At 70.9% G+C, this 25525-nt stretch carries 20 protein-coding genes and 1 tRNA gene; 12 read left to right on the top strand and 9 right to left on the bottom strand.

Annotated features, from left to right (window positions below; all coding sequences use genetic code 11):
* Window positions 1-20: 20 nt before the first annotated feature.
* The 3 genes from ACGFW5_RS05490 (at window position 21) to metG (ending at window position 4328) form a co-directional block, all read left to right on the top strand.
* A complete protein-coding gene (locus tag ACGFW5_RS05490; RefSeq protein WP_393832863.1) occupies window positions 21-794 on the top strand; it encodes a hypothetical protein in 774 nt (257 codons plus the stop codon).
* A gap of 627 nt (window positions 795-1421) precedes the next feature.
* The gene (locus tag ACGFW5_RS05485; RefSeq protein ID WP_393832862.1) at window positions 1422-2303 is read left to right on the top strand and encodes an NAD(P)-dependent oxidoreductase; all 882 of its coding nucleotides are present in this window, start codon (window positions 1422-1424) and stop codon (window positions 2301-2303) included.
* Window positions 2304-2540: 237 nt separating this feature from the next.
* Window positions 2541-4328, top strand: a complete 1788-nt coding sequence (metG, locus tag ACGFW5_RS05480) for a methionine--tRNA ligase (protein ID WP_393832861.1) — start codon at window positions 2541-2543, stop codon at window positions 4326-4328.
* Between the two features lie 96 nt (window positions 4329-4424).
* On the opposite strand, the gene ACGFW5_RS05475 is transcribed toward metG, so the two are convergent.
* Both ACGFW5_RS05475 and ACGFW5_RS05470 read right to left on the bottom strand, forming a co-directional pair.
* Complete coding sequence (locus tag ACGFW5_RS05475; RefSeq protein WP_393832860.1) at window positions 4425-6488, bottom strand: phosphocholine-specific phospholipase C; 2064 nt, start codon at window positions 6486-6488, stop codon at window positions 4425-4427.
* Window positions 6489-6658: 170 nt separating this feature from the next.
* Window positions 6659-7330, bottom strand: coding sequence for a DUF6445 family protein (locus ACGFW5_RS05470; protein WP_393832859.1), 672 nt, complete (start codon window positions 7328-7330; stop codon window positions 6659-6661).
* Window positions 7331-7885: 555 nt separating this feature from the next.
* Between ACGFW5_RS05470 and argG the strand changes: the two genes are divergently transcribed.
* The 3 genes from argG to ACGFW5_RS05455 all read left to right on the top strand — a co-directional run bounded on the left by argG (window position 7886) and on the right by ACGFW5_RS05455 (window position 11307).
* Window positions 7886-9334 (top strand): argininosuccinate synthase, encoded by a 1449-nt coding sequence (gene argG, locus ACGFW5_RS05465; RefSeq protein WP_393832858.1) that lies wholly within the window; start codon window positions 7886-7888, stop codon window positions 9332-9334.
* A gap of 312 nt (window positions 9335-9646) precedes the next feature.
* Complete coding sequence (locus tag ACGFW5_RS05460; RefSeq protein ID WP_393832857.1) at window positions 9647-10075, top strand: protein-tyrosine phosphatase family protein; 429 nt, start codon at window positions 9647-9649, stop codon at window positions 10073-10075.
* Between the two features lie 59 nt (window positions 10076-10134).
* On the top strand, window positions 10135-11307 hold the full coding sequence (locus ACGFW5_RS05455; protein ID WP_393832856.1) for a copper resistance D family protein: 1173 nt from the start codon (window positions 10135-10137) through the stop codon (window positions 11305-11307).
* A gap of 159 nt (window positions 11308-11466) precedes the next feature.
* Here ACGFW5_RS05455 and ACGFW5_RS05450 read toward each other — a convergent pair whose 3' ends face one another.
* Window positions 11467-11865, bottom strand: a complete 399-nt coding sequence (locus ACGFW5_RS05450; protein ID WP_393832855.1) for a VOC family protein — start codon at window positions 11863-11865, stop codon at window positions 11467-11469.
* A 90-nt stretch (window positions 11866-11955) separates the two neighbouring features.
* Between ACGFW5_RS05450 and ACGFW5_RS05445 the strand changes: the two genes are divergently transcribed.
* From ACGFW5_RS05445 to ACGFW5_RS05435, 3 genes are all read left to right on the top strand, one after another.
* The gene (locus ACGFW5_RS05445) at window positions 11956-13044 is read left to right on the top strand and encodes a helix-turn-helix transcriptional regulator (protein WP_393832854.1); all 1089 of its coding nucleotides are present in this window, start codon (window positions 11956-11958) and stop codon (window positions 13042-13044) included.
* Window positions 13045-13165: 121 nt separating this feature from the next.
* A complete protein-coding gene (locus ACGFW5_RS05440; RefSeq protein WP_393832853.1) occupies window positions 13166-13918 on the top strand; it encodes an SAM-dependent methyltransferase in 753 nt (250 codons plus the stop codon).
* Window positions 13919-14325: 407 nt separating this feature from the next.
* Window positions 14326-16899: a collagenase gene (locus ACGFW5_RS05435; protein WP_393832852.1), complete on the top strand. Its 2574-nt coding sequence runs from the start codon at window positions 14326-14328 to the stop codon at window positions 16897-16899.
* A gap of 113 nt (window positions 16900-17012) precedes the next feature.
* Here ACGFW5_RS05435 and ACGFW5_RS05430 read toward each other — a convergent pair whose 3' ends face one another.
* From ACGFW5_RS05430 to ACGFW5_RS05415, 4 genes are all read right to left on the bottom strand, one after another.
* The gene (locus tag ACGFW5_RS05430; protein WP_393832851.1) at window positions 17013-17279 is read right to left on the bottom strand and encodes a DUF4235 domain-containing protein; all 267 of its coding nucleotides are present in this window, start codon (window positions 17277-17279) and stop codon (window positions 17013-17015) included.
* A gap of 4 nt (window positions 17280-17283) precedes the next feature.
* On the bottom strand, window positions 17284-17745 hold the full coding sequence (locus tag ACGFW5_RS05425) for a DUF3618 domain-containing protein (RefSeq protein WP_393832850.1): 462 nt from the start codon (window positions 17743-17745) through the stop codon (window positions 17284-17286).
* On the bottom strand, window positions 17742-18113 hold the full coding sequence (locus ACGFW5_RS05420) for a phage holin family protein (protein WP_393833081.1): 372 nt from the start codon (window positions 18111-18113) through the stop codon (window positions 17742-17744). Before ACGFW5_RS05420 ends, ACGFW5_RS05425 begins: the two co-directional genes overlap by 4 nt.
* A gap of 250 nt (window positions 18114-18363) precedes the next feature.
* Window positions 18364-19422, bottom strand: a complete 1059-nt coding sequence (locus tag ACGFW5_RS05415; protein ID WP_393832849.1) for a YihY/virulence factor BrkB family protein — start codon at window positions 19420-19422, stop codon at window positions 18364-18366.
* Between the two features lie 458 nt (window positions 19423-19880).
* On the opposite strand from ACGFW5_RS05415, the gene ACGFW5_RS05410 reads away from it, so the two are divergent.
* On the top strand, window positions 19881-21764 hold the full coding sequence (locus tag ACGFW5_RS05410) for a helix-turn-helix domain-containing protein (protein ID WP_393832848.1): 1884 nt from the start codon (window positions 19881-19883) through the stop codon (window positions 21762-21764).
* A gap of 341 nt (window positions 21765-22105) precedes the next feature.
* Window positions 22106-22831 (top strand): hypothetical protein, encoded by a 726-nt coding sequence (locus ACGFW5_RS05405; protein WP_393832847.1) that lies wholly within the window; start codon window positions 22106-22108, stop codon window positions 22829-22831.
* A 219-nt stretch (window positions 22832-23050) separates the two neighbouring features.
* Here the strand turns inward: ACGFW5_RS05405 and ACGFW5_RS05400 are convergent.
* Both ACGFW5_RS05400 and ACGFW5_RS05395 read right to left on the bottom strand, forming a co-directional pair.
* Window positions 23051-23138: transfer RNA gene (locus ACGFW5_RS05400), tRNA-Leu, on the bottom strand.
* Window positions 23139-23238: 100 nt separating this feature from the next.
* Window positions 23239-23763, bottom strand: coding sequence for a hypothetical protein (locus ACGFW5_RS05395; protein ID WP_393832846.1), 525 nt, complete (start codon window positions 23761-23763; stop codon window positions 23239-23241).
* A gap of 199 nt (window positions 23764-23962) precedes the next feature.
* Here ACGFW5_RS05395 and ACGFW5_RS05390 point away from each other — a divergent pair, with 199 nt between their 5' ends.
* Window positions 23963-25279 (top strand): DUF2254 domain-containing protein, encoded by a 1317-nt coding sequence (locus ACGFW5_RS05390; RefSeq protein ID WP_393832845.1) that lies wholly within the window; start codon window positions 23963-23965, stop codon window positions 25277-25279.
* Window positions 25280-25525 lie beyond the last annotated feature (246 nt).

The following is a 25525-nucleotide window of genomic DNA, read 5'->3' as shown; positions in this document are numbered from 1 at the left end:
CTCACCTCAGGGGCCAACTGATGCGTACGGCAGGGCTGTTGACGGCCGGGGCGCTGGCATGTGCCGCGCTCGTCGGCGGCGGGGCCGGGGCGGCGCTCGCCGACTCCCCCTCGCCGGGCCCGACCGCGTCCAAGAGCGACGCGGCGCCCACGGAGGCGGGTACCGCGTTCCGCACGGCGGTCGCGGTGCGGCAGAGCCAGAAGGCCACGGCGTCCGCTTCGAGCGGCGACTACCTGTACTGGCTGTTCCCCGCCGACGCCGGGCAGCGCCCCGCCGTCACCGCCAAGGTCACGCTTCCCGATGCGGCGTCCCGGCACGGCGCCTCCACGTGGCGCATCGACGTGTACGACGGGCTGCGCCGGCGCCAGCCCTGCATGTACGGGATGCAGTCCAGGTCCGCGGCGCAGGACGCGGTGACCGTCGAGCTGTCCTGCACCCTGCGGCCCACCGTCGCCTGGGCCGACACCTGGTCCACCGATCCGCTCCCGGGCAGCTACTACATCCGGCTGACGGCCACCTCCCTGCCGGAGACCGACCGGGGTCTGCCGTTCAAGGCCGAGGTCGAACCGACCGTCCTCGACACCGGCGGCGCCCACGCCGTGGACGGGAAGCTCTCCACCCCGCTCGGCGCGAAGTCCGCGGTCGAGCCGGACGGCGGCTGGGCGTCGGGCTGGTGGACCGACCGCTGGCTGTGGACGGGAGCGGGCGGCCTCCTCGCCGCGCTCGCGGGCGTGGCCGGCTACAACCTGACCCGCGGCCGCGGACGGCCTTCGCGGGTGCCCCGGGGCGTGTGAGAGCGCTCCCGACGGCAGTGGGGGCCGCTCGACCGGGTCGTCGCGGCGGGGCGGGAGAGCGCTCCCGGCCGACGCGGGGGTGCGCGAGCGGTCGGCCTCGGCTGCCGCGGGAGCGCTCTCGCCCGGCGATGGCGGCGCTGCGCCAGTCAGCCGTCACGGGCGTGAGAGCGCTCCCGGCCGACGCGGGGCGGGGGGCGTGAGAGCGCTCCCGGCCGACGCGGGGCGGGGGGCGTGAGAGCGCTCCCGGCCGACGCGGGGGGGGCGCGCAAAACGGTCGCCCCCGGCGGCCGTGAGAGCGCTCTCGCGCGGTCTCGCTCCTGACCTCTCCGGGATGCCCCCGGGGTGTCGCCCCCTCAGCCTCCCCGGAATGTCCCCGGGGTGTCGCCCCCCTCGGCCTCCCCGGGATACCCCCGGGGTGTCGCCCCCTCAGCCTCCCCAGGATACCCCCGGGGTGTCGCCCCCTCAGCCTCCGCGTGCCCGGCGTGTTCCGGGTCCCTGCCCGCCTTCCCCGCTCCCCGGGGTGGCGGGCAGGACTCGTTGTCGGTTGCGCCGTACACCCGCCGGCCGCCCCCTTCGTACGAGACTCGGAGGTACATGACCGAGCGCCACCCCACCAAGGAGTTCATCGTGTCCTCAGCTTCGAACACACCCACCGTCGCCGTTCTCGGCACCGGCATCATGGGGTCCGGCATGGCCCGCAGTCTGCTGCGGGCCGGGCTGTCCGTGCGGGTGTGGAACAGAACCCCGGACAAGGCCGAGGCACTGGTCAAGGACGGCGCCGCCGTGCACGCGGACCCCGCCGGGGCGGTGCGCGGCGCCGATGTCGTGCTCACCGCCCTGAACGACGGTCCGGCCGTCGCGGCCGTCCTGCGCGCGGCCTCCCCGGGCGTGCGGCCCGGGCAGCTGTGGCTCCAGACCTCCACCGTGGGCCCGGACGCGACGCTCGAACTGGCCCGACAGGCAACGGAGTTGAAGGTCACGTACTACGACTCCCCCGTGCTCGGCACCCGCGGGCCGGCCGAAGAGGGCAAGCTGACGGTCTTCGTCTCCGGGCCGCCTGCGGCGCGCGAGGCCCTGGCGCCCGTGCTCGACGCGATCGGGCAGCGGACCGTGTGGGTGAGTCATGAGCCGGGTGGCGCCTCGCGCCTGAAGCTGGTCGCCAACACCTGGGTGATCAACCTGGTGGGCGCCGTCGCCGAGTGCGTCGGTCTCGCCAAGGCGCTGCAGGTGGATCCCCGCCTCTTTCTGGACGCGCTCTCCGGGGGCCCGCTGGACACCCCGTACCTGCACGCCAAGGCCGCGGCCCTGCTCACCGGCGACCTGACGCCCAGCTTCGCCGTCTCGACCGCGCTCAAGGACACCCGTCTCATCCTCGACGCCGCCGAACAGGCAGACGTACGGCTCGATTTGACCCAGGCCTCGGCCGATCGCTTCGTCAGGGCCGAGGCCGCCGGGCACGGCGCGGAGGACATGATCGCGACGTACTTCGCGGGTCACGCGAAGGAGTGAGGGGGCACGGCATGCCACGGCGGTCGCCGCACCCGCCCCGGTGGGGCGCCGCCGGCCGCCGCCGGGCGCCGCCCGCGCCCACAATGCTCCGGCAAGTGGGGCCCGGGGGGTTCGATAGCATGGCTTAGCCCATCGGGCGGGGCCCCACCTGAGGGAGCCCCCGGGTGGGCCTCCCTACCTGGGTTCGCCGCGGCCTCGCCGTGGTGCCGCACGTACGAACATAAGGAGCATCCGAGGATGTCTCGACACCTGATCACCAGCGCGCTGCCGTACATCAACGGGATCAAGCACCTGGGCAACATGGTCGGGTCGATGCTCCCCGCGGACGTCTACTCCCGCTACCTGCGCCAGCGCGGCCACGACGTCCTGTACATCTGCGCCACCGACGAGCACGGCACCCCCGCCGAGCTGGCCGCGAAGGAGGCGGGGCTTTCCGTCGCCGAGTTCTGCGCGCAGGCGCACGACACCCAGAAGGCGATCTACGACGGCTTCCAGCTGGCCTTCGACTACTTCGGGCGCAGCTCCTCGCAGCAGAACGTCGAGATCACCCAGCACTTCGCGCGGAAGCTGAAGGAGAACGGGTTCATCGAGGAGCGGGCGATCCGCCAGGTGTTCTCGGTGGCCGACGACCGCTTCCTGCCGGACCGCTACATCGTCGGCACGTGCCCCCACTGCGGCTACGACAAGGCGCGCGGCGACCAGTGCGAGAACTGCACCCGTGTCCTCGACCCGACCGACCTGCTGGAAGCGCGTTCAGCGATCAGCGGCAGCAGCGAGCTCGAGGTCCGCGAGACGCGGCACCTGTTCCTGCTCCAGTCCAAGCTCCAGGGCGAGGTCGAGGAGTGGATCGACCGGGTGGGCGGTGAGTGGCCGCAGCTGGCGTCGTCGATCGCCCGTAAGTGGCTGACCGAGGGTCTGCATGATCGCGCGATCACCCGGGACCTGGAGTGGGGCGTTCCGGTCCCGGCCGACACGTGGCCGGAGCTGGCCGCCGAGGGCAAGGTCTTCTACGTCTGGTTCGACGCGCCCATCGAGTACATCGGCGCGACCAAGGAGTGGGCCGACCTCGACCCGGCGAACCGCGACTGGAAGTCGTGGTGGTACGAGCCCGAGGGCGCGGCGGACGTCCGGTACACCGAGTTCATGGGCAAGGACAACGTGCCCTTCCACACGGTGATGTTCCCGGCGACCGAGCTGGGGGTCCGCGAGCCGTGGAAGATGGTCGACTACGTCAAGGCCTTCAACTGGCTCAACTACTACGGCGGCAAGTTCTCCACGTCGCAGCGCCGCGGCGTCTTCACGCACGACGCGCTGGAGATCCTGCCGGCCGACTACTGGCGCTACTTCATGATGGCGAACGCCCCTGAGTCCGACGACACGTCGTTCACCTGGGAGCACTTCACCGCGACGGTCAACAAGGACCTCGCGGACACGCTCGGCAACTTCGTGAACCGTGTGCTGTCGTTCTCGCGCAAGCGCTTCGGCGACGAGGTCCCGGGAGGCGCCGCGGCCGGGGTGGCGGAGGAGAAGCTGGGCGGGGAGATCGCCGCGCTGCTCGCCGAGTACGAGGGCCACATGGAGGCGCTCCAGTTCCGCAAGGCGGCCGCCTCCCTGCGGGCGCTGTGGTCGGCCGGCAACTCCTACCTGGAGGAGAAGGCCCCCTGGCTGGAGATCAAGACCGACCCGGAGGCCGCCGCGCTGACGCTGCGCACGGCGATGAACCTGATCCACCTGTACGCGGTGGTGTCGGAGCCGTTCATCCCGGCGTCGGCCAAGGCGATGCGCTCCGCGTTCGAGCTGTCCGGTTCCGCGTCCACTTCGGCGTCCACTTCGGCGTCCACTTCGACGTCCACTTCCGCGTCCTCGGCGGCGCAGGCGACGTGGGTGACTCCGCAGGAGGCGAGGGCCCTGGACATGGTGCCCGCCGGTACCGCTTTCACGGTGCCGCCCGTGCTGTTCGCGAAGATCACCGAGGAGGACCTGGAGTCCTACCGGGAGCGCTTCGGCGGCGCCGACGAGTTCTGACCCGGTCCGGTCCGGCCGACGCCGGGCCGACGCACCGCGCGGGGCCCCTGCTTTCGAGCAGGGGCCCCGCGGTCGTGTCGCGGACCGCGCCCGGGATCAGGTGGTGAGCAGCGCCGGGTCGCTCGTTCCGGATGCGCCGGTCTCCACATGCCCGGCGAAGCGGCGCAGGAAGGTGGCGTCCTGGTCGGACGTCACGGACACGTCGTACCAGCTCCTGCTGGAGCGCAGAGCCACGGTGAAACGGACGGTCGCGCCGGCGGCCACCGTGAACACATGCGTCGCGCCCCCATAGGCCGCCGCGTTGGCGACCTTCAGGTGGACCGTGGTCCCACCCGCGTTGGTCATGGTCAGGTCGAGGTTTCCGGTGCCCGCGTTGTGGCGGGCGGTGACTTCAGGACCGGCGGTCTTGCCGGGGCTCTGGAAGGTGCGCAGGAACCCGTTCGGCCCGAAGACGCTCAGGTTGGTGGCGCCGCCCGAATAGGCCGTGTTCCAGGTGTCGGAGATCGTCTTGCCCGCCTCGGTGGTGTACGTCCACGGGCCGTCCGTACGGTTCGGGGAGGTGACCAGGAACTGGGCGCCGGCCGAGTCTCCGCCGCCGAAGGTGAGAGTGAACTTGCCGGTGCTCACGTTCGCAGCGCCGTCGACGAGCGGCGCGTAGCGCAGCGGACGCGTGGGGCGCGAGCCCCGCTCCTGCTTGGGCAGGGTGCCGGTGGCGGGTGGGACGGGAACGAAGTCCGGGTGCCTGTTGTGGTCCGGCGGAAGGTAGGCGTCCGTCGAGGGCAGGTCCGGAGCCGAGGATTGGCTGCGGCCGAAGTCGAACGCCGAGGTCAGGTCGCCGCAGATCGCGCGTCGCCAGGGCGAGATGTTCGGCTCGTGCACACCGAAACGGCGCTCCATGAACCGGATGATCGAGGTGTGGTCGAAGGTCTCGGAACAGGTGTAGCCGCCGGTGCTCCACGGTGAGACGACGAGCATCGGCACTCGCTGGCCGAGCCCGTACGGTCCGGCCGCGTAGGCGGCGTTGCCCGGGAAGTAGTCCGGTCCTGTCGCGACGGTGGAGAGACCCTGGGAGGCACCCGATGGCACGAACGGGGGGACGACGTGGTCGAAGAAGCCGTCGTTCTCGTCGTACGTGATGAACAGTGCCGTCCTGGCCCACACCTCCGGGTTGGAGGTGAGCGCGTCCAGGACCTGGGAGATGTACCAAGCCCCGTAGTTAGCGGGCCAGTTGGGGTGCTCGGTGAAGGCTTCGGGGCAGGCCACCCAGGACACCTGGGGCAGGGTCCCGGCCTCGACGTCGGCCCTGAGGAGATCGAAGAAGCCGTCTCCGTTCTTGGCGTTGGTGCCGGTACGCGCCTTCTCGTAGAGGGCGTCGCCCGGCTGGGCGTTGCGGTAGGTGTTGAAGTAGAGGAGCGAGTTGTCGCCGTAGTTGCCCCGGTAGGCGTCGTTGATCCAGCCCCAACCGCCGGCCGCGTTCAGGCCGTCGCCGACGTCCTGGTAGATCTTCCAGGAGACGCCCGCCTCTTCCAGGCGCTCGGGGTATGTGGTCCAGCCATACCCCTTCTCGTCGTTGCCGAGGACAGGGCCGCCGCCGGTGGCGTCGTTGCCCGTGTAGCCGGTCCACATGTAGTAGCGGTTGGGGTCGGTGGAGCCGATGAACGAGCAGTGGTAGGCGTCGCAGATGGTGAACGAGTCGGCGAGCGCGTAGTGGAACGGGATGTCCTCACGCGTGAGGTACGCCATCGTCGTGGACGTCTTCGCCGGGATCCACTGGTCGTACTTGCCGCTGTTGAACGCCTTGTGGCTGCCGTTCCAGTCGTGGTTCAGGTCCTGGATGAACTGGAGGCCGAGCTTGTCCGCCTTGGGCCGGAACGGGAGCACCTCCTTGCCGGCTCCGACCTGGTGGAACACGGACTTCCCGCTGGGCAGGGTGACGGGCCGCGGGTCGCCGAAGCCCCGTACGCCCTTCAGGGAACCGAAGTAGTGGTCGAACGAACGGTTCTCCTGCATCAGGACGACGACGTGTTCGACGTCCTGGATGGTGCCGGTGCTGCCCGCGGCCGGGATGGCGGCGGCCCGCGCGATGCTCTGCGACAGCGCGGCGAAGGCGGCCGTGCCGCCCGCGAGCTGCATGAACCGGCGCCGGTTGAGTTCAGCCATGAGTGGGGGCCTCTGCAAGCGTGAGGAAACAGGGGGCGAGAGGGGTGTATCAAGAACACCGGGCGCCGCGAAAGCCCCCATGTCGTCACTGTGACACTCGGCGGTACGGCAAACGAACAGGAACCCCATGTGGCAGCGGGCGCCGCGGATTGTGGAGTTTCTGTGGTCGCCTACGCCATCCAGAAGAAGACCGCGGTCATCCGCTTGTCCTCGATGGTGCTGCCGCAGTAGCCGGTCGCGCTGTGCATGGTGTTGGCGGTGTAGAGCAGCAACCGGTTGTAGCGGTGGGCGACACGCACATCCTCGGTGAAGGAATCCGGCGGCACGAAGCGTGTGCCGAGCGCTTCCACGAGGTTGTTGTGGGGCGCGGTGACCATGTTGCCGCCGAGTACCCCGCCGGGCAGGCTCTGCCGGAAGAAGCTGGTGCCGCAGTCCTTGGGCGACTGCGGGCTGAGGTAGAGCACCGCGGCATAGCGGCACAGGGCACGCGAGTCGGTGTGGGGGCGGGGCTCGCTCTCACCGGCGCCGACGACCTGGATGCAGTTGTGGTTCAGGGTGGCGCCACCGGGGGCGGTGGCCTGCCACAGTTCCTTGGCCCCGGTGCTGGCCTTGACCAGACGCTCCACCCGGGCCAGCTCGGCCGGCGTGAGACCGGGCATGGCGCGCAGCCCCGGCCAGGACTCGGGCTTGTACGGGTAACCCTGGACCCAGTCGTCCTTGGCCACACAGCGCGCCCTCACCTCGTCAATGGTGGGCAGCACATCGTCCAACACCCAATAATCCCGGCCGAGTTTGGGCTTGCGATAAGGAAGGACCGGGAGCGCCGGACGAATGGGGGGCATGCGGCCGACCATACTGACCGGTCAGGGCACGCTCGCCACCGAACGGGTCAACCTTTCTCCAATACAAGGGAATTGACGGCGGCGCGATTTGGGAGCGGCCTCGCAAATGTCCGGCGGACGACCACCGAGAAAGAAACGCGAGGGAAAGAAAGGGCCATGCCCCGGTAAGGGATCGCTCCGCATTGCGTCAGGTGGCCGCCTGTCGGTCATGAACGGCCCGACCCGGCCCCGACCCGACCCGACCCGGCCCGGCCCGGCCCGGCCCCGGCTCAGCCTGTTCAGATCCGGTCCGTTCAGACCCGACCCGCCCGACCCGGCCTCGGCTCGGCCTGCCCCCGTCCGATCGGTCCAGGTTCAGCCCGTTCTGATTCGTTCTGACCTGGTCCGGTCTGGTCCGGTCTGGTCCGACGGATCCGGCCGGGCGGATCGGGTCGGGTCAAGTCGGACGGATCGGGTCGGACGGATCGGGTCGGGCCGTCGGACGGATCGGGTCGGCGCGCGGGAAATCTCAGCACCCGGCTTGCATAAACATTCGGAAAGATGAATACTCTTCCTATGTCCAAGGTTCTCACCTCCCTGCCCGCCGGCGAGCGCGTCGGCATCGCTTTCTCCGGCGGCCTCGACACCTCCGTCGCGGTCGCGTGGATGCGCGACAAGGGCGCCGTCCCGTGCACCTACACCGCCGACATCGGCCAGTACGACGAGCCCGACATCGCGTCGGTGCCCGGCCGCGCGAAGGCCTACGGTGCCGAGATCGCGCGCCTGGTCGACTGCCGGGCCGCGCTGGTCGAGGAGGGCCTGGCCGCGCTCGCGTGCGGCGCGTTCCACATCCGCTCCGGCGGCCGCGCCTACTTCAACACCACCCCGCTGGGCCGCGCCGTCACCGGCACCCTGCTGGTGCGGGCGATGCTGGAGGACAACGTCCAGATCTGGGGCGACGGCTCCACCTTCAAGGGCAACGACATCGAGCGGTTCTACCGCTACGGCCTGCTCGCCAACCCGCACCTGCGGATCTACAAGCCCTGGCTGGACGCGGACTTCGTGACCGAGCTCGGCGGCCGCAAGGAGATGTCGGAGTGGCTGCTCGCCCACGAGCTGCCCTACCGCGACAGCACGGAGAAGGCGTACTCCACCGACGCCAACATCTGGGGCGCCACCCATGAGGCCAAGACCCTCGAACACCTGGACACGGGTGTCGAGACGGTCGAGCCGATCATGGGCGTACGGTTCTGGGACCCGTCGGTGGAGATCGCCACCGAGGACGTGACGATCGGCTTCGAGCAGGGCCGCCCGGTGACGATCAACGGCAAGGAGTTCGCCTCCGCCGTCGACCTGGTCATGGAGGCGAACGCGATCGGCGGCCGCCACGGCATGGGCATGTCGGACCAGATCGAGAACCGGATCATCGAGGCGAAGAGCCGCGGCATCTACGAGGCGCCCGGCATGGCGCTGCTGCACGCGGCGTACGAGCGGCTCGTCAACGCGATCCACAACGAGGACACCCTCGCCCAGTACTACAACGAGGGCCGGCGGCTCGGCCGGCTGATGTACGAGGGCCGCTGGCTCGACCCGCAGGCACTGATGGTCCGCGAATCGCTCCAGCGCTGGGTCGGCTCCGCCGTCACCGGCGAGGTGACCCTGCGGCTGCGGCGCGGTGAGGACTACTCGATCCTCAACACCACGGGGCCCGCCTTCAGTTACCACCCCGACAAGCTGTCCATGGAGCGCACCGAGGACTCCGCGTTCGGCCCGGTGGACCGGATCGGCCAGCTCACCATGCGCAACCTCGACATCGCCGACTCGCGTGCCCGCCTGGAGCAGTACGCGGGCCTCGGCATCGTCGGCACCGCGCACCCGGAGCTGATCGGCGCGGCCCAGGCGGCGGCCACCGGGCTCATCGGCGCCATGCCGGAAGGCGGCGCCGAGGTCATCGCCTCACGCGGCGAGGTCTCCGGCGACGACGAGCTCCTGGACCGTGCGGCGATGGAGTTCGGCACCGACTGATCCAGCCGTCGCGCGCGCGCCGTCTTGCGCGTGCCGTGACGCGCGCCCCATCAGATGCACCCTGCTGCCCCGTTCCCGCTCCGGCGGGGGCGGGGCAGCAGGGCGTGGGGGTACGTCTGCACCCGCGGGGCCCAGCCTCTCCCCCGGCCCGGGAGGGGCACGCCGGCACCGCGGGCCCCAGCCCCCCTCCCGGGGGGACGGCGTCCGCACCGAGGGTCCCAGTCCCTCCCTCCCGCCCCGGGGCCGCGTCCGTCATCGTCAACGCGTGCGCAGCAAGGGCGTTGGGCCGCTCGCGATGACTAGGCTCACCCCATGAGCACTACCTGGGAGCCCACGGCGGACGGCGTGCTGCGGCTGCCGTCGGGACTGCTCGTGCGTGGGCGGGGCCTCAGGAATCCCCTACCGCCCGGGCCGAAGCCCGAGTTCGCACTCCATCTGCGCGGCCGAGAGCCGGCGCCGGTCGAATGGGACCACCAGTGGGTGCGCTGGCCGGACTTCTGGCTGCCGACCGACCGGGCCGCCTTCGCGGACGCGCTGCGCACCCTGCTGTCCCGGGCCGGCCGGGAATGCGTGGAAGTGGCCTGCGGCGGCGGATTCGGCCGTACCGGCACGGCACTGGCCTGCCTGGCCGTCCTGGACGGCGTGCCGAACGCGCACGCAGTCGGCTACGTACGGGAACGCTACGCGCGCCGGGCGGTCGAAACCCCTTGGCAACGGCACTTCGTGGCGAACTTCGCATAACACCCAGCGGCTGAACCGAGGGCTCCATATCAGCCCTACTTAGGTTAGCCTTACCTCTCATGACCTTCCTTCACCTGGCCGCCTCGGCCGGCTACACCATGCCGCCGACCTGGCGGATCCTCACGAAATCCGGCTATTTCGCAGGATTGGCCGGGGCCATCGGGGCCACGGTCACCTACGCGACGACGGTCCGGCCCGCGCTCCGTGCCGCGGACAACCAGGACGACCGCGAGGTCCTGCGCCGGCGCGCCGCGTCGTACCTGGCCTGGGCCGGAGTCGTCCTGCTCGTCAGCGGTTACGCCCAGCTCGCCGCCCGCGTCGCCCGGGCCGGCAAGGGCATGCCGTTCGGCGACGCCCTCGCGCCGGGAGCCCTCTGGGACTTCCTGCGGGCGCCCGCGGCGAAGGGCGCGTGGATCGCGCAGGGCACGCTCTACCTGGTGCAGAACCTCGTCCTGGTCCTGGCGGCCGCCGCCTTGGCGGCGCTGTTTCTTCCCCGGGTTCGAAGACACCTCGACGCCCTCGCCCTCGCCGCCCTCCCCCTGACTCTCGCCGTGTCGCTGGTCGCCGCGATACCGGCCACCGCGCCGAAGGACGCGGAGAAGGTGGTGGACCTCGTGCTGGGCCAGGTCCACATCGTCAGCGGCACCGTGTGGACCGGCGGGCTCGCCGTCCTCGCCGCGCTCGCCTCGACCCGGCGCCGGCTCAGCGATGACGCCGGCACGCTGTGGGCCGACCTCTGGCGCCGCTTCAGCCTCGTCGCCCTGGTCTGCGTGGGCGCGGTGCTCACCTCCGGCCTGTGGATGAGCTGGAAGCACGTCGGTGGCATCGCGCAGCTGTGGACGACGGGATACGGCCTCTTCCTGCTCATCAAGATCGCCCTGGTCCTTGGCATGATCACCGCCGGTGGGGTCAACCAGTTCTGGCTGATGCCCCGGATCGTCCGGGCCCGCCGCGCGGAGGACGCGGGTTCGCTGCTGCATCTGACGCTGCGTCACTTCCCGGTGGTCGTCTGGGCCGAGGTCGCCCTGGGGGTCGCCGTCCTGGCCGTGGTCCCCTTCCTCAGCGGCTCCGCCCGCTCCGAGGCCGGCAGCCCGCCCGCCGTCTCCGACGCCGGTGTCATGGCGGTGGGCGCCACCCTGGTCCTGACGCTCGCGGCGTCCCTCTTCATCACGGCCAGAACCTCCGACGCGCTCGCTCGGCGCGGCGATGACGTGGCCGTGGCCGTCGCCTGATCGCATACCCGAGAGCAATCGCGTACCCGAAAGGCCCCGCGTACCCGAAAGCCCGCGCGCCGAGGGAGGCGGGCCCGGCCGCAGACCCGGACCCGGACACGGACACGATCGCAGGGGCGGGCCGTTGGGGGCGTACCCGGCCATCGGCCCGCGCGGCCGTCAGCGGGCGAGCCGGTCCAGGGCGGCGGCCGTGACGGGCGTGAAGAAGTTGACGAGGTTGCCGTCGGGGTCCCGCAGGAGCAGGGAGCGGTTGCCCCAGGGCATCGTGGTGGGTTCCTGGACGAAGTCCTCGACGACGTCGGCCAGAGCCCGGTGGACCGAGTCGACGTCCTCGACGCGGAATTCGAGGATCACGCTGCGGTTGTCGGCGGGTTGTGCGGCGCCGGGTGCGAACAGCGGGACGGTACGGGTGCCGGCGACCGCGAGGGTGGCCGAGGCGGTCCTGAGCTCGGCGAAGTCCTCGGTCGACCAGACCGCACTCGCTCCGGTGGCACGCTCGTAGAAGGCGACGAGGCGGGCGACGTCGCCCGTGATGATGCGGATCGAGACGAAGTCCATGGGTTCTCTCCTGGTCAGTGGTGCTGGTGACCACACGCTAGAACCCATACCGGACACCTTCCGCCCGGTATTCGCGAGAGACTTGCGTACATGCCCCGACCCATCGCCCGTGTGCTCGCCCTCCTGGAACTCCTGCAGTCCGGCGGCACCCGGACCCTCGCCGAGCTCGCCGGACGTCTGGAGGTCGACGAGCGCACGGTGCGGCGCTATGCCCAGCACCTCATCGACCTGGACGTGCCCGTCGAATCCGTGCGCGGCCGCTACGGCGGGTATCGACTCGCCCCCGGTTACCGCATGCCCCCGCTGATGCTGAACGACGACGAAGCGCTCGCCGTGCTGCTCGGTCTGGTTGCCGGCCGGCGGGCCGGCCTGACGCCCAGCGCGGGCGCGGCGGGTGAGACGGCGGCCGCCAAGGTCCGGCGGGTGCTGCCCGAGCGGCTGCGCCGAAGAGTCGACGCGGTACTCGACACCCTCGCGTTCACCGACCCGCCGGGGGTGCGGTCCGTCCCTGACACCACGGTCGTGCTCACCGTCGCCGACGCCGTGCGCCACCACCGGCCGGTGTCCATCCGGTACACCGCGGGCGACGGCCGTGGCAGTGAACGCATCGTGCACCCCTATGGGCTCGTCGCCCACTCGGGCACGTGGTACGTGACGGGTCGCGATCCCGCGATCGGCGAGGACCGGACGTTCCGCCTCGACCGCATCGCCGCCGCGCGGACGCTGCCCGGTGCGTTCGAACCGCCGCCCGGGGTCGACCCGGCGCAGCGTCTCCTCACCGGGCTCGCCACCGCTCCCCACCGGCACGAGGTGACGCTGCGGATCCACGGGACGGTCGAGCAGATCCGAGCCGGGTTGCCCGCGAGTGTCGCGACGCTGGAGCCGGTGGCGGGCGGCGCGGACGCGGAGGCGCCGCGGTGGTTCCGCGTGGGGCTGCGGGTGGAGCGACTCGACTGGCTGCCGGGCGTCCTCGCCGCGCTCGACCGGCCGTTCGTCATCGAGCGGCCCGACGAACTCCGGGGCCTCGTCACGGCGCTCGCCGACCGACTGGCCGACTCGGCCCGGCGGTCGCCGCCCGACCCGCAGGACCCCCAGGACCCGCAGCACCCGCAGCACCCCCAGGACCCGCAGCACCCGCAGGACCCGCAGGACCCGCAGGACCACGGAACGGGGCAGTGACACTGCACGTCGCCCGGCGCCGACGGGTCAACTGCCCGGCTGTACAAGCGGGTTGCGGCTCGCGGCAAGCCGCCGGGGAAACCGGATGCGAGCGGCCCCCGAGGCCTGCCAGGCTCCCCCGATGAACCGTGAACAGATCTCCAGGCACGCCCACCACGACCACCCGATCGCAGCCCCGCTCGACGACGACTCCGTACGTCGCCTGCTGGCCCACGGCATCCCCCGCGACGATGCCCGCGTACTGGACCTGGGATGCGGCGGCGGCGAATGGCTGCTGCGCGCCCTCGCCGCGTACCCACGACTGCGGGCCGAAGGCGTCGACATCGGCAAGGCGTCACTGGCCCACGCACACGAGGCCGCGGAGGCAGGCGGTGTCAGGCAGCGTCTCACCCTCCATCACCAGGACGCCGCGACGTTCCCCGCATCGCCCGTCTTCGACCTGGTGGTCAGCGTAGGGGCCACGCACGCGTTCGGCGGCCTGCTGCCCACCCTCGCGGCGGCACGAAAACACCTGGCACCCGGCGGAAGCGTCCTGATCGGCGAGGGGTTCTGGGCGCACGAGCCCTCTCCCGAAGCCGTCGACATGCTGGGCGACCTCAGCGACCTGCCGACCACGGTGGACCGTGTCGTCGGCGACGGCTGGACGCCGGTGTACGGGCACATCAGCACCCGCGGGGAACTCGACGCGTACGAATGGGCGTGGACGGGCTCCCTCGCCTCCTGGGCGCTGGACCACCCCGACGAGCGGGACAGTGCCCAGGCGCTGGCCGCGGCCACCACCCATCGCGACGAATGGCTGCGGGGGTACCGGGACGTCTTCGGCTTCGTGTGCCTGGTCCTGCGCCCGACATCCGACCGAAAAGCGCCGAAGTAGCGCTCTGCACAAGGTAGTTGACGGGACGTTCGACCGCGCGGGCGGCCGATCACCCGGGCCCGATCCGCCCCGCCGTGGAGCTCCCTCGGCGGGGCTTCGCGCTGTCCGGACGGGCCGTCAGGCGCACACCCGGCCCCAGGAATTGCCTCCGGTTTACCCGCAGTCCCTTCCCAAGACATGTGACATATGCAATTTTACAGTCCGCAGGAACAAGCCGCGTTCATGCCACATGTTCAGTTCGGCCCGCGCGTCACCGGGTCCGCTCCGGCACGCCCCGAGCCAGGGGCCGCGCGCCCTCCCCGTGGGGGCGCGCACGCCCCGTAACCGGGGTGGCCGGACGGCCGGAACGCGCGGTACCCCCACCGTCGCGCCCCGGGCGCGGCCTTCACACCGCTGGGAGGCGGCACGTGAACACCCGACCCGAAAGACCAGGACGAAGTCTCACCGGCTTCCTGATACTTGCCCTCGCGTTCTGCCTGGGCCTCGCCATGCTGGCCCAACCGAGCCACGCCGTCGCCGCCGACGGTTCGGCGGGGGCCGCCACCCCGTCCGGCACACCGTCCGCCGCCCCGTCCGGCAAGGCGGCCGGCACGGCCAAGGCCAGAACGGCGCCGACGCCCACCGGTGCGACGGCGGCCCTGTCCGACCGTTCCGACGCGCGGCGCAGCCCGATCGACGCCGCCCACCTTCCGCCGAAGCGGCCCGTGACCTCGCCCGCGGCGGCCCAGCCCAAGGGGAAGGCGGCGAGGAGTACCGCCGCCGCGGCGTCGTGCACCGCGGGAGACTTCGGCAGCCGTACCGGATCCGCACTGGTCACCTTCGTCCAGGCGTCGACCACGGACTGCGTCAACACACTGTTCAATCTGACCGGGACGGACGCCCACAGCGTCTTCCAGGAGTCGCAGATGGTCACCGTCGCCAACGCGCTGGAGAACACCGCGCGCAGCTACCCCGGTGACAACTCCACCAACGTGTGGCAGCTCGTGCTGTTCCTGCGCGCCGGGTACTACGTGCAGTCCAACAACGCCGACGCCGTCGGCCCCTACGGGGCGACGCTGGCCACGGCGAGCGAGGGCGCGCTCGACACCTTCACGGCGTCCCCGCACTTCATGGACGTCAGCGCGGCCAACGGCGACATCATGGGCGAGGTCCTTGTCCTGACCGACAGCGCCAACGAACAGGCCCGCTACCTGAACACGTACAAGAAGGTGCTCAACGCCTACAACAGCTCCTACGACGCGTACTGGAGCATGGACACCGCCGTCAACGACGTGTTCACGCCGCTGTTCCGCGGGCACTGGAACCCGGCGTACATCGCGGCGGTGACGGCCGATCCGAGCATCATCGACACGCTGAGCTCGTTCACCCTGAACCACCTCTCCAAGCTCAACGACACCTGGTTCTACCTCGACGCCAACGCCGGCAGCGAGATGGCCCGCTTCCTCGACACCCCGGCCCTCCAGGCCAAGGTGCGCCCGCTGACGAAGGCCGTGCTCGGCGCCTCCGCCATCACCGGCACGACCGCGCCGCTGTGGGTCGCGGTGGGTGCGATGACGGACACGTACGACAAGGCCCAGTGTTCCTACTACGGCACGTGTGACTTCATCGCCCAGCTCACCGCCGCCGCGCTGCCCATCACCTACACCTGCGACGCCGACCACACCTTCCGCGCCCAGTCCCTGACCGATGCCGCACTCGCCGCGGCCTGCACCAGCGTCAAGGGCCAGGACGCGTACTTCCACAGCATCGTCAAGGACAGCGGCCCGGTGGCCGACGACCACAACACGAACATCCAGATCGTGACGTTCGCCAGCCCGAAGGACTACCAGACGTACTCCGGCTGGATCTTCGGCAACAGCACCGACAACGGTGGCGAGTACCTGGAGGGCAACCCCTCCGACCCGACCAGCCAGGCGCGTTTCCTGTCCTATGTGAAGAGTGTGGGCGACGGCTTCCCCGGGGACATCTGGAACCTCAACCACGAGTACACGCACTACCTCGACGGCCGCTACGACATGGCCGGTGACTTCGACGCCGGGCAGGCCGTCCCGGACATCTGGTGGATCGAGGGCTTCGCGGAGTACGTCTCCTACAGCTACCGCAACCTGCCCGACACCGAGGCGATCGCCGACGCCGCTCAGCACACCTACCCGCTGAGCACCCTGTGGCAGAGCGCGTACTCCAACTCCGACCTGACCCGCACCTACCCGTGGGGCTACCTGGCCACCCGTTACATGGTCGAGAAGCACCCGGCGGACGTCCAGAACATGCTCGCCAAGTTCCGCAGCGGTGACTACGCCGGGGCGTACGCGGTCTACAGCACCGGCATCGGCACCCGGTACGACGCCGACTTCAACACGTGGCTCGACGCCTGTGCCGCCGGCGCCTGCGGCGCCACGACCGGCGGCCCCACGGCGGCCTTCGACGCCGCCGTCTCCGGCCTTTCGGTGACCCTGACCGACAAGTCGACGGACACCGCGGGCACCATCACCACCCGCGCGTGGGACTTCGGCGACGGCACCACGTCCACCGCCACCAACCCGTCGAAGACCTACAAGGCCGCCGGCACGTACACGGTCACCCTGACCGTCACCGACGCCAAGGGCCTGACCAACACCGCCACCAAGTCCATCGCGGTGACCGGCGCCCTGCCTACCTGCACCGACCCCGACACCCGCATCATGGGCCAAAACTGCTCCCGTTCGGGCCTGTCGGCCAACAAGGGCGGCCTGGACTACTTCTTCCTCTACCTGCCGGCCGGGAAGACGACCCTGCACATCACCACGACCGGCGGCACCGGAAACGCCGACCTCTACTACAACCCCGACGACTGGGCGTCCAAGTCGGACTACACCAAGCGCTCGGTGGCGGCAGGCAACACCGAGAGCATCACCGTCACCAACAAGACCGCCGGATACCGTTACATCAGCCTGTACGCGAAGACCGCGTTCAGCGGCGTGACGATCACCACGGCCTACTGATCCCGGGACCCTGACCACAACCCGGCGATCACGCGCGGTGCCGGCCCGAGTACGAACGGGCCGGCACCGCCGCGCTTCTGCTCTGCGCTTCTGCTCTGCGCTTCGGCCGGCGTTCAGCCGGGCCACGTGCCGGTCAGCCGTCGGGTCGCACTGGCACCGGCGCGGTCGACGGTGGCCTTGACCACGGCGTAGATCGCGCCCTGGAGAGTGGCGGCGATCAGCACCTCGCGCCAGGTGCGGTCCTCGTCGGTCGCGTCGGGAGCGTCGTCGTCGTGGGCGAGCCGCTTCCACACCTGTTTGAACACCATTCCGGCGAGCATTCCGCCGGCGACTCCCAGGCCGAGACCGACCGGCTTGTACATGATCTTCGCCACTTTCACCGGCTCATCCCTTCGTGCGACGGTATGCGAGCCACACCACGACGGTCGCACCGCCTGCGGCCAGGAGCAAGGCACGGTGGTCCCGGGCGGCGCGCCCGGCCCGCGCCAGGGTGTGCCGCGCCGCGTCGGGCGACGCTTCGAGGTCCGTCTCCTCCCCCACCCGCCCGGCCTGCGCCACCGCGGTCCGGGCCACCCCCGCGGCCCGAGCGGCCTTGTCCTTGACGGGATCGGGCACCTTGTCCTGCACCTGGTGCGCGACTTCGGCGGTCCTCACCTTGAGCTCTGCGGCCCTGGCCGCCGCACGCCGACGGACCTCGGCGGCCTTGTCCCGGGCGCGGCCCTTGACGTCGGCCTTGGCGGCCAGCGCCTCGACCGTCCGCCCAAGCTCCTCACGGGTGCGTTCGACCTGTTCGCGCAGCTCATCGGAGCCGGCGGCGGTCCGGTCGTCGTGGGGCGGTCGGGTCATCGGTGTGCACTTCCCTTGATCGTGGCCACGTCGGCCTTCACGTTCTCGATCGTCCGCTCGGGCGCGGGCGGCGCCGCCCGGCCGACCTGCTTCTTCCCGGTCAGGGCCATGACCGCGCCGATCGCTCCCAGCACCGCGGCCACGACGAGCGCGGCGGCCCACACCGGCAGCGGTATCGCGAGGGCCGCGATCGCGGCCGCCACGAGGGCCTGAAGGGTGAGGAAGCCGAACAGTCCGGCGCCGCCGAACAAGCCGCCGCCCTTGCCGTACCGCCTGCCCTTCTCCTTCATCTCGGCCTGTGCGAGCGTCAGTTCACCGCGCACCAGCTCCGTCAGTTGCTGTGACGCCCGCTGGACCAGTTCACTCACCGGCTCCTGCCCCGCATGGGTGCCCGGGCCGGGCCCGGCGTCGTGCGGCCGTGTACTCGTCACGACGGCCACCTCCCGTCCTCGTGTGTCTGTCGGCCGGTGAGCGCCAGCGCCACCGGCCGCCTTCCCCGGCGCGAGTACCCCCGATGGCGCGATTCAGGGCGGATTGACCGTGGATGTTCCGTCGGGACCGCGTCGCACCGTCGGCGCCGTCGCCGATTCGGCGGGATTTACTGCCCGGCGGCGGGCCTCAGAGCTCGCGGACGCGGCGCCGGTCCTTCTCGTCCCACGCCTCGGTGTCCCGCGGCTGTGTGTACGGTTCCTCGTCCGGCGGCATGCCGCCCGCGATCGCCCGCTGCCGTACGGCCTCCGCGTCGAACTCGAGCCCCAGCAGGATCGCCAGGTTGGTGAGCCAGAGCCACACCAGGAAGATGATGACGCCGGCCATCGTGCCGTATGTCTTGTTGTACGAGCCGAAGTTGGCGACGTAGAACGCCAGGCCGCCGGAGGCGAGCATCCAGATCACCAGGGCCACGAAGCTGCCCGGGGTGATCCATGTGAAGCCCTTCACCTTCGCGTTCGGGCTCGCCCAGTACAGGAGCGCGATCATGAAGACGACCAGCACGACGAGCACGGGCCACTTGGCTATCGACCACACCGTAAGGGCGGCGCTCCCCATGCCGAGAGCGGTACCCGCCTGGTGGGCGAGGCCGCCGGTGAAGACCACGATCAGGGCGCTGACGACGGCCAGCGCCATCAGGACCACGGTCAGCCCCAGCCTGATGGGCAGGATCTTCCACAGGGGGCGCCCCTCGGGCATGTCGTAGACCGCGTTCGCCGCCCGCATGAACGCAGCGACGTAACTCGACGCGGACCACACCGCGAGGACCAGACCGAAGACCGCCACCAGCGAGCCGACGCCCGCGCTGCCCTGCAACTGCTTCACCGCGCTGGTGATGATGTCGCGGGCCGGGCCGGGCGCGAGTCCCTGAAGGTTGTTCAGGAGCCTGTCGGTGGTCGACTGCCCGGTCATGCCGAGCAACGACACGAGCACCAGCAGCGCCGGGAACAGCGACTGCACTCCGTAGTACGTGAGCGCCGCGGCCCGGTCGATGAGCTCGTCGTCCCTGAACTCCTTCAGGCTGCCTTTGAGTACCGCGCGCCACAGTCCCTTCGGCAGTTTCGTCGGAGCGTCGGGCGCGGCCCGCTCCACCGCGGGATCAGGACCGGCCTCCTGCGCCGTCTCGTCTCTGCCGCCGTCGCCCTGCGACCGGCCGCCCGCCCGCCATGGAAGATGCAAGTTCGCCATGCGCGGCGGGTACCCCGGCGAGCGCCGGTTTCACGGCTTCGGCGCCGCGGGAACCGCCCGATGTCGCCGGAGGGGACGGCACGTTGGGAGCGCTCTCCCGTCGCGCGATGCCGTCGACGCCCTACGCCCGTCCGTATGCAAGCGTCGCCCTCCGGTCCGTGCAGATGTGCCGACGCCAGTGGAAGACCCCTTGAGAAACCCCTTGCGACCGCACTCATTTCAAGCCATCGCGGAACAAATTCCTGGAAACTTACCTATGCCGTGTGCAGGGTGACGGTGGATGCCGAGGGCAGGACCGGGTGAAGCACCGGACGCACCACCCGTCGGGCCGCGGGCAGTCGTCCACCCCGGGGGAAGGAAAGGGTGGCACCGCGAGCCGGACTTCGGGCATGACCAAGTGATTACGGGGACGCATCAAGGTCGCGCGCGCCGCACCGCGAGCCGCGACGGGGGACACCATGTCAACACTGGGGTATCTGGCGGAACTGCCCGAGCTCGCTCTCGCATTCGCCGACGAGGCCAATCGCGCCGCCCATCACGACCGGGGTGTCGTGGGCGCGCAATTCGTACCGTGTCTTGCCGCCCAGGACGCGCAGGACATCGCCGACTGTCTGGTGGTCACCGAGGCGGCGCCACTGGCGGCCGTGTCACCGGCCCGTGCCGACCGGCTGCTGCGCGCCCTGGAAGAGCACGGAGCGGCCGGTCTCGCACTGGCTGTTCATGCGGACGCGGCAAGGGACGTCCTGCCGGCCGTGCGGCAGACGGCTCTGCGCCTGCGCCTGCCGCTGCTGACGACCCGGGCCGACGTGACGGTATGGCGGCGGGTCGACCGCGACCTCGCGCGCAGGTGGCAGCGGCAGGCGACGCGCCACATGGAACGCATCGCCGCATATGTCGACCATCTCCCGGACGGTTTCACCCGGGCGGATGTCTGTGCGCGCCTGGTGACGGGCTTGTCCAAGTCGCTTGCCGCGTATGTGCTCTTCCTCGGCCAGGCCGCCGGGGAGGTTCACGCCGAGTACCCGCCCGACGCGCCGGACGCCGAGCGCCGGGCCGCCCACGACGCCGTACGGGGCAACGGGACCACGCGCCGCCCTCAGTTCCGCGACGGCCTGCATGTGGTCAAACTGCCGGTGGGGCAGGCGGCGAACGCGTCCTTCCTCGTCCTGGTTTCCGCCGCCCCCTTCGAGCTGGAAACGCTCGCACTGGCACTGCACACGGCCAAGTTGCTCGCGCTGGCGCACGACGTACTGCGCGTACGGCGGCTGGGTGACAGCGCGCGAGGGGTCCGGCTGGGCGTCTTCCAGATGCTGATGGGCGGCCAGACCGTGCTGGCGCGGCGAGCGATGGAAGGCCTGAGCCCGGGTCTGCTGCGCGCCGAGTACGTCCGCGTCTATGTGATCGCGACGCCGCCCGAGGACCGGGACCACCTGATGCGCACCCTGGAGCCCGCCATCGAAGGGGAGGCTCTGCTGGTGCGCTGCCCGGCCCGCGGCGACCACATCGTGGTCGTGGAGCCGTTGTGCTGCCGAGAGCGCACGCCCGGCGGTGTGCGGCACATCCTGACGGACACCGTGTCCTCCTTGCGCACCTGCGCGCTCGGCGGCAGTCGCCCCTATGGCATGGCCGATGTGTCGGACGCCTACGGTGAGGCGAGCAACGCGCTGGTGTCGGCGCACCACAGTCTCGAACGGGTCGGGATATTCGACGGCTCGTCCTGCTTGGCGCCGCTGCTCGGCGCAGCGGCACACCGCTGGGCGGAGCACGTCCTGGCCCCGCTCCTCGACATGCCGTACGCGGTCCGGGAGGAGCTCATCAGCACGATGCGCCTCGCTCTCGACTTCCCGTACACGCAGACGGCCCGGATCCTTGGCGCGCACCGCAACACCGTCGCCGCCCGCGCGACGCGCGTCGCGGAGGTGCTGGGGACCGACGGCTCACCCCTCGACCTCAAGGACGTACGGGTGCGTGCGGTCGTGCATCTGGCTCTGTCCCTGATCAGAACGTGGAATCCGCTCAATGACACGGCTCCCGACCAGCCTTCGCTCACCTCGATCCTGCGGTCCGCGCCGGCCCGGACCTGGGCGCAGGGGCTGCTCCATCCGCTGCGCGCCGCTTCCCCGGACCTGACCTGCACCGTGCGGGCCTGGGTCGGCCGCAACCTTCACATCGACGACACCGCCGAGGCCGTCGGGGTCAGCGCTGCGACGGTGCGCAAGCGGCTGCGGCAGGCGGAAGCGCTCATTCAGCGCGACCTGTCGACAGGGCTGGCCGGAGCGCACGCTCTCGTCCTGGCGCTGGCGGCCACGACGGGCGAGCCGTGGCTGCCTGAGCTGCGGTAGGCGGGGGCGGGGGCGCTCTTTGGCTCGGGTCGGGGGCGGGGTGGCCGCGCCGACTGGGGTCGGGGACGAGGTGGCCGTGCCGGCTCGGGCCGGGGGCGGGGTGGCCGCGCCGACTGGGTCGGGGACGAGGTGGCCGTGCCGACTCGGGCCGGGGGCACGGGGTCGCGCCCACTGGGGCCCGGGGCCGGGGGGGCGCGCCGGCTCGGGCGCGGGGCCGACTGTGCACGTTTGATCTCCCCGGGCCCCCGGACTGTGCATGCGTGCAGTACCCCGGTGACCAGGCCCGCACATAGCGTGAAGGCCCTGTACAAGAGTCCTTCCCGACACCTCTGAGGATGGTTGTGTCTGCACTGCCTGTAGTCGCGGTACTGGGGTCAGCCCCGGTGGTCCACTTCGCCGCCCACGGTCTCACGTCCCTCGGGCTCACGGCCCACACCTGGGCGTTGCCCGGACACTACTCCGCCCGCAAGGCCGCGGGGCTGGCGGATTCGGTGCCCGACTGGACCGCGCAGCTCGCCCCGTGCGACACCGTCCTGACCGTGTTCGACCACCCCAACGTCCTCGAAGTGGTCATGCTGCACCATCTGCTTCCCGCCGTGCGGCCCGGAGCCCTGTGGCTCCAGATCGGTCCCGTCTCGGACGCGGGCGCCAACGCCCTCACCGATCTGTCCCAGCGCATGGGTGTGGCGTGCGCCCAAGCTCCGCTGCACTGGTCGGCGGACGGAATAGCGGCGTACGGGCGCCTTCCGTCGATGGCCGGCACACCATGGAGAACGCGACAGGCGGACGTGGACCTCGTCTACGGTGCCGCGATAGCCGGGATGGTCAGCAGCGGCTTCGGCGGGCGGTTCGGCGCGGCGGACCTCCCCCACGAAGCGGCACGCGACTTCGTCCTGTGGGACGCGGAACTGCGGGACAACGCCCTCGGGGCCGACCCCGACGAGAGCACGGCGGAGCGCCTTGCCGCCCTGGCGGCGCGGACACACGCGGAGGCGGTCATCGCCGCGCTCATCCAACGGCGCCTGGTGAACGGTCACAACTCGCAGCAGGGCGAGGCCCCTTGCTGAATCGGTGAGGTCGACCTGAATCGGTGAGGTCGACCGACGCGTCCGACACCGAAGGCGCGGCCGGACCATGCGCACCGGCCGCGACGCCCGCGACGCTCACCCTGCGGCAGGGCCGGCCGCAGTGGGCCGAGCCGGTCGCAGTGAGGCCGGGCCGGGCACTCTGAGGCCCGGCAGTTTGCCCCGAAACGCAGAAACCCCCACATGAAGTGGGGTTCTCGCTGGTGTCCGAGGGGGGACTTGAACCCCCACGCCCGATAAAGGGCACTAGCACCTCAAGCTAGCGCGTCTGCCATTCCGCCACCCGGACCAGGTGTTGTCTTCGCGGTGTGTTCCCCGCGGCGACATAGAGAACTCTACCAGGGGTTCGAGGTCCCGTTCACCCGCATATCGCGTGGTCAGGCGAGCGGTCAGCCCCTGTTCTCGGCCATCCAGTCCGCGTTCGCCTGCCACGCGTACAGCGTGTGCCCCTCCATGTACGCGTAGTACGGACCGCAGCGAACCGCGGCGCGCTGTCCGGCGTCCGACGGGAACCAGGAGGCCGTGATGGCGGGCGGGCGCGGGCCGGCGTCGGGCTCGCGGGGTTCGCAGGAGGCCGGGGGCGACGCAGCGGGGAGGACGGCCTTCAGGATGCGGTCACCGCCCGTCGTCCGCATCGCGTATTCGACGCGCTTCGCATCGTCGGGGAGCCAGCGCGGTACGGAGGCCCGGTCGGCCTTCGCCTCCTTGCCCGAGCTGTAGGAGGCCGCTTCCTCGTGGCGGTTGTGGTACCAGTCCGTCACGGCGGGCACGGCCACGACCGCGGCGAACGCGAGGGCCACCGCGCTGGACACGACGGCGATGGTGAGGGTCCGAGTCCGGGACCGGGTCCGGATCAGGGACCGGGTCGGGGTCGAGGTCGGGGGCCGGGTCGGGGTCCTGGTGCTCGCGGGCATGACTCTGGCTCCTTCAGGGGCTTCGGGGTCGGCAGGTCGGCCCCGCCGGCACGATGCGGCGTCGTGCCGTGCCGTGCTTCCCATTCTTCGGGTCCAGATGTCCGCATTCGTACGCCGTGAGGACCAATGTGTGTACGACTGTGGGACCACACGGCGCCGCGGCGTCCTCCCCGGTGCGGGCCGGGCCTAGCCTCACCGCGTGAGCAACGGCAAGGGGTACCGGCGGCCGAGAGCGCTCTCGCCGCTGCGGGAGCATCTGCGTGACACCTTCTGGTTCGCACCGACCGCGGCCATGGTGCTGATCTTCATCCTGTGGACCGCGACGAGCGAAGCCGACGCGACCATCGTCCGGCTGCTCCAGGACCACCGGGACTTCGACGACGTCGACCATCTGATCCGGATCGTGAACGACGCCAAGTCCGTGATCAACACGGTCAGCTCGGCGATGATGACCTTCATCGGTGTCGTGTTCAGCATCTCGCTGGTCGCGGTGCAGATGGCGAGCGGCCACTTCACTCCCCGAGTGGTGCGGATCTTCGTGCGGTCCCGCATCACCAAGCTGACGTTCGCCGTCTTCCTGGCCACGTTCACGCTGACCCTTTTCGTTCTCACCTCGTTCGACAGCGAGACCAATCCGCGGCTCGTGACGACCGTGCCGTTCCTCCAGAGCGTCCTGACGCTGCTCATGGTGGCGCTGAGCCTCTTCCTCTTCATCGCCTACGTGAGCTCCACGCTGCGGCTCATGCGGGTGGGGCACGTCGTGTACCGGATCACCCGTGAGGCGCTGCGGGTCGTGGACAAGATGCCGCGCGGCGACCTCGACGGACTCGCGCTCGGTCCTGAGATCGCCCGCGTCGGGTACAGCGGGCGGGCCGGTGTCCTGCGGGACGTGAACATCGCGCGGCTCGTGCGGGCGGCCCGGCGCCAGGGAGTGGTGCTGCGGCTCCTCCCCCGGCTCGGCGACTTCGTGGTGCCCGGAACGCCGCTCCTTTCCGTGCACGGCAGCGTCGCGGGCAAGCCGCTGTCGCGGAGCGCGCTGCGCTACACCGTGTCGGTGGGCGTGGAGCGCACGTTCCACCAGGACCTGGGATTCGGGCTTCGACAGCTCTGCGACATGGCGTTGAGAGCGCTCTCGGCAGCCATCAACGACCCGACCACCGCCGTCCAGTGCCTGGACCGGATCGTCCAGCTGCTGACGGTCCTCGCGGACCGGCCACTCGGGGCGGTGGGACATCCGGACGCCAAGGGCACGGTCCGGCTCGTGCAGGACGTGCCGGACTGGGCCGATCTCGTCGATCTCGCGTTCACCGAGATCCGGCTCTGCGCCGTGGGAAGTCCGCAGGTCACGCGACGCGTCATGGCGGGGCTCGACGATCTTCTGCGGCTCGTCCCGCCGTCGCGCCGGCGCCCGCTGCTGCGGCACCGCGAACTCCTGGCCCAAGCCGTGGCACTCGCGGTACCGGAGGCGGCCGAGCGCACTTTCGCCCTGGAGGCGGACCGGCAGGGCATCGGGTGACCTTGCCGTGCCGGTCCGGGGTTGGGGCGGAAGTGGTCCGAGGAAAACGGGGGGGAGGGGTAGGGCACGGGGGTCGGGCGGAAGTGGTCCGAGGGAGAACGGGGAATGGGGCACGGAGTCGGCGCAGAAGTGGTCCGAGGGAGAACGGGACACGGGACACCGGGTCGGGACACAAGTGGCCCGAAGCTGGCGGAACGAGACGGGGGTTGGGGGAAGGCGCCCGTGGTTGCGTTACGGCATCAGCTG

Source organism: Streptomyces sp. NPDC048416 (assembly GCF_043200435.1).
Classification (GTDB): domain Bacteria; phylum Actinomycetota; class Actinomycetes; order Streptomycetales; family Streptomycetaceae; genus Streptomyces.
Note: the sequence above shows the minus strand (reverse complement) of the source record. Positions and strands in the feature narration are given on the sequence as shown.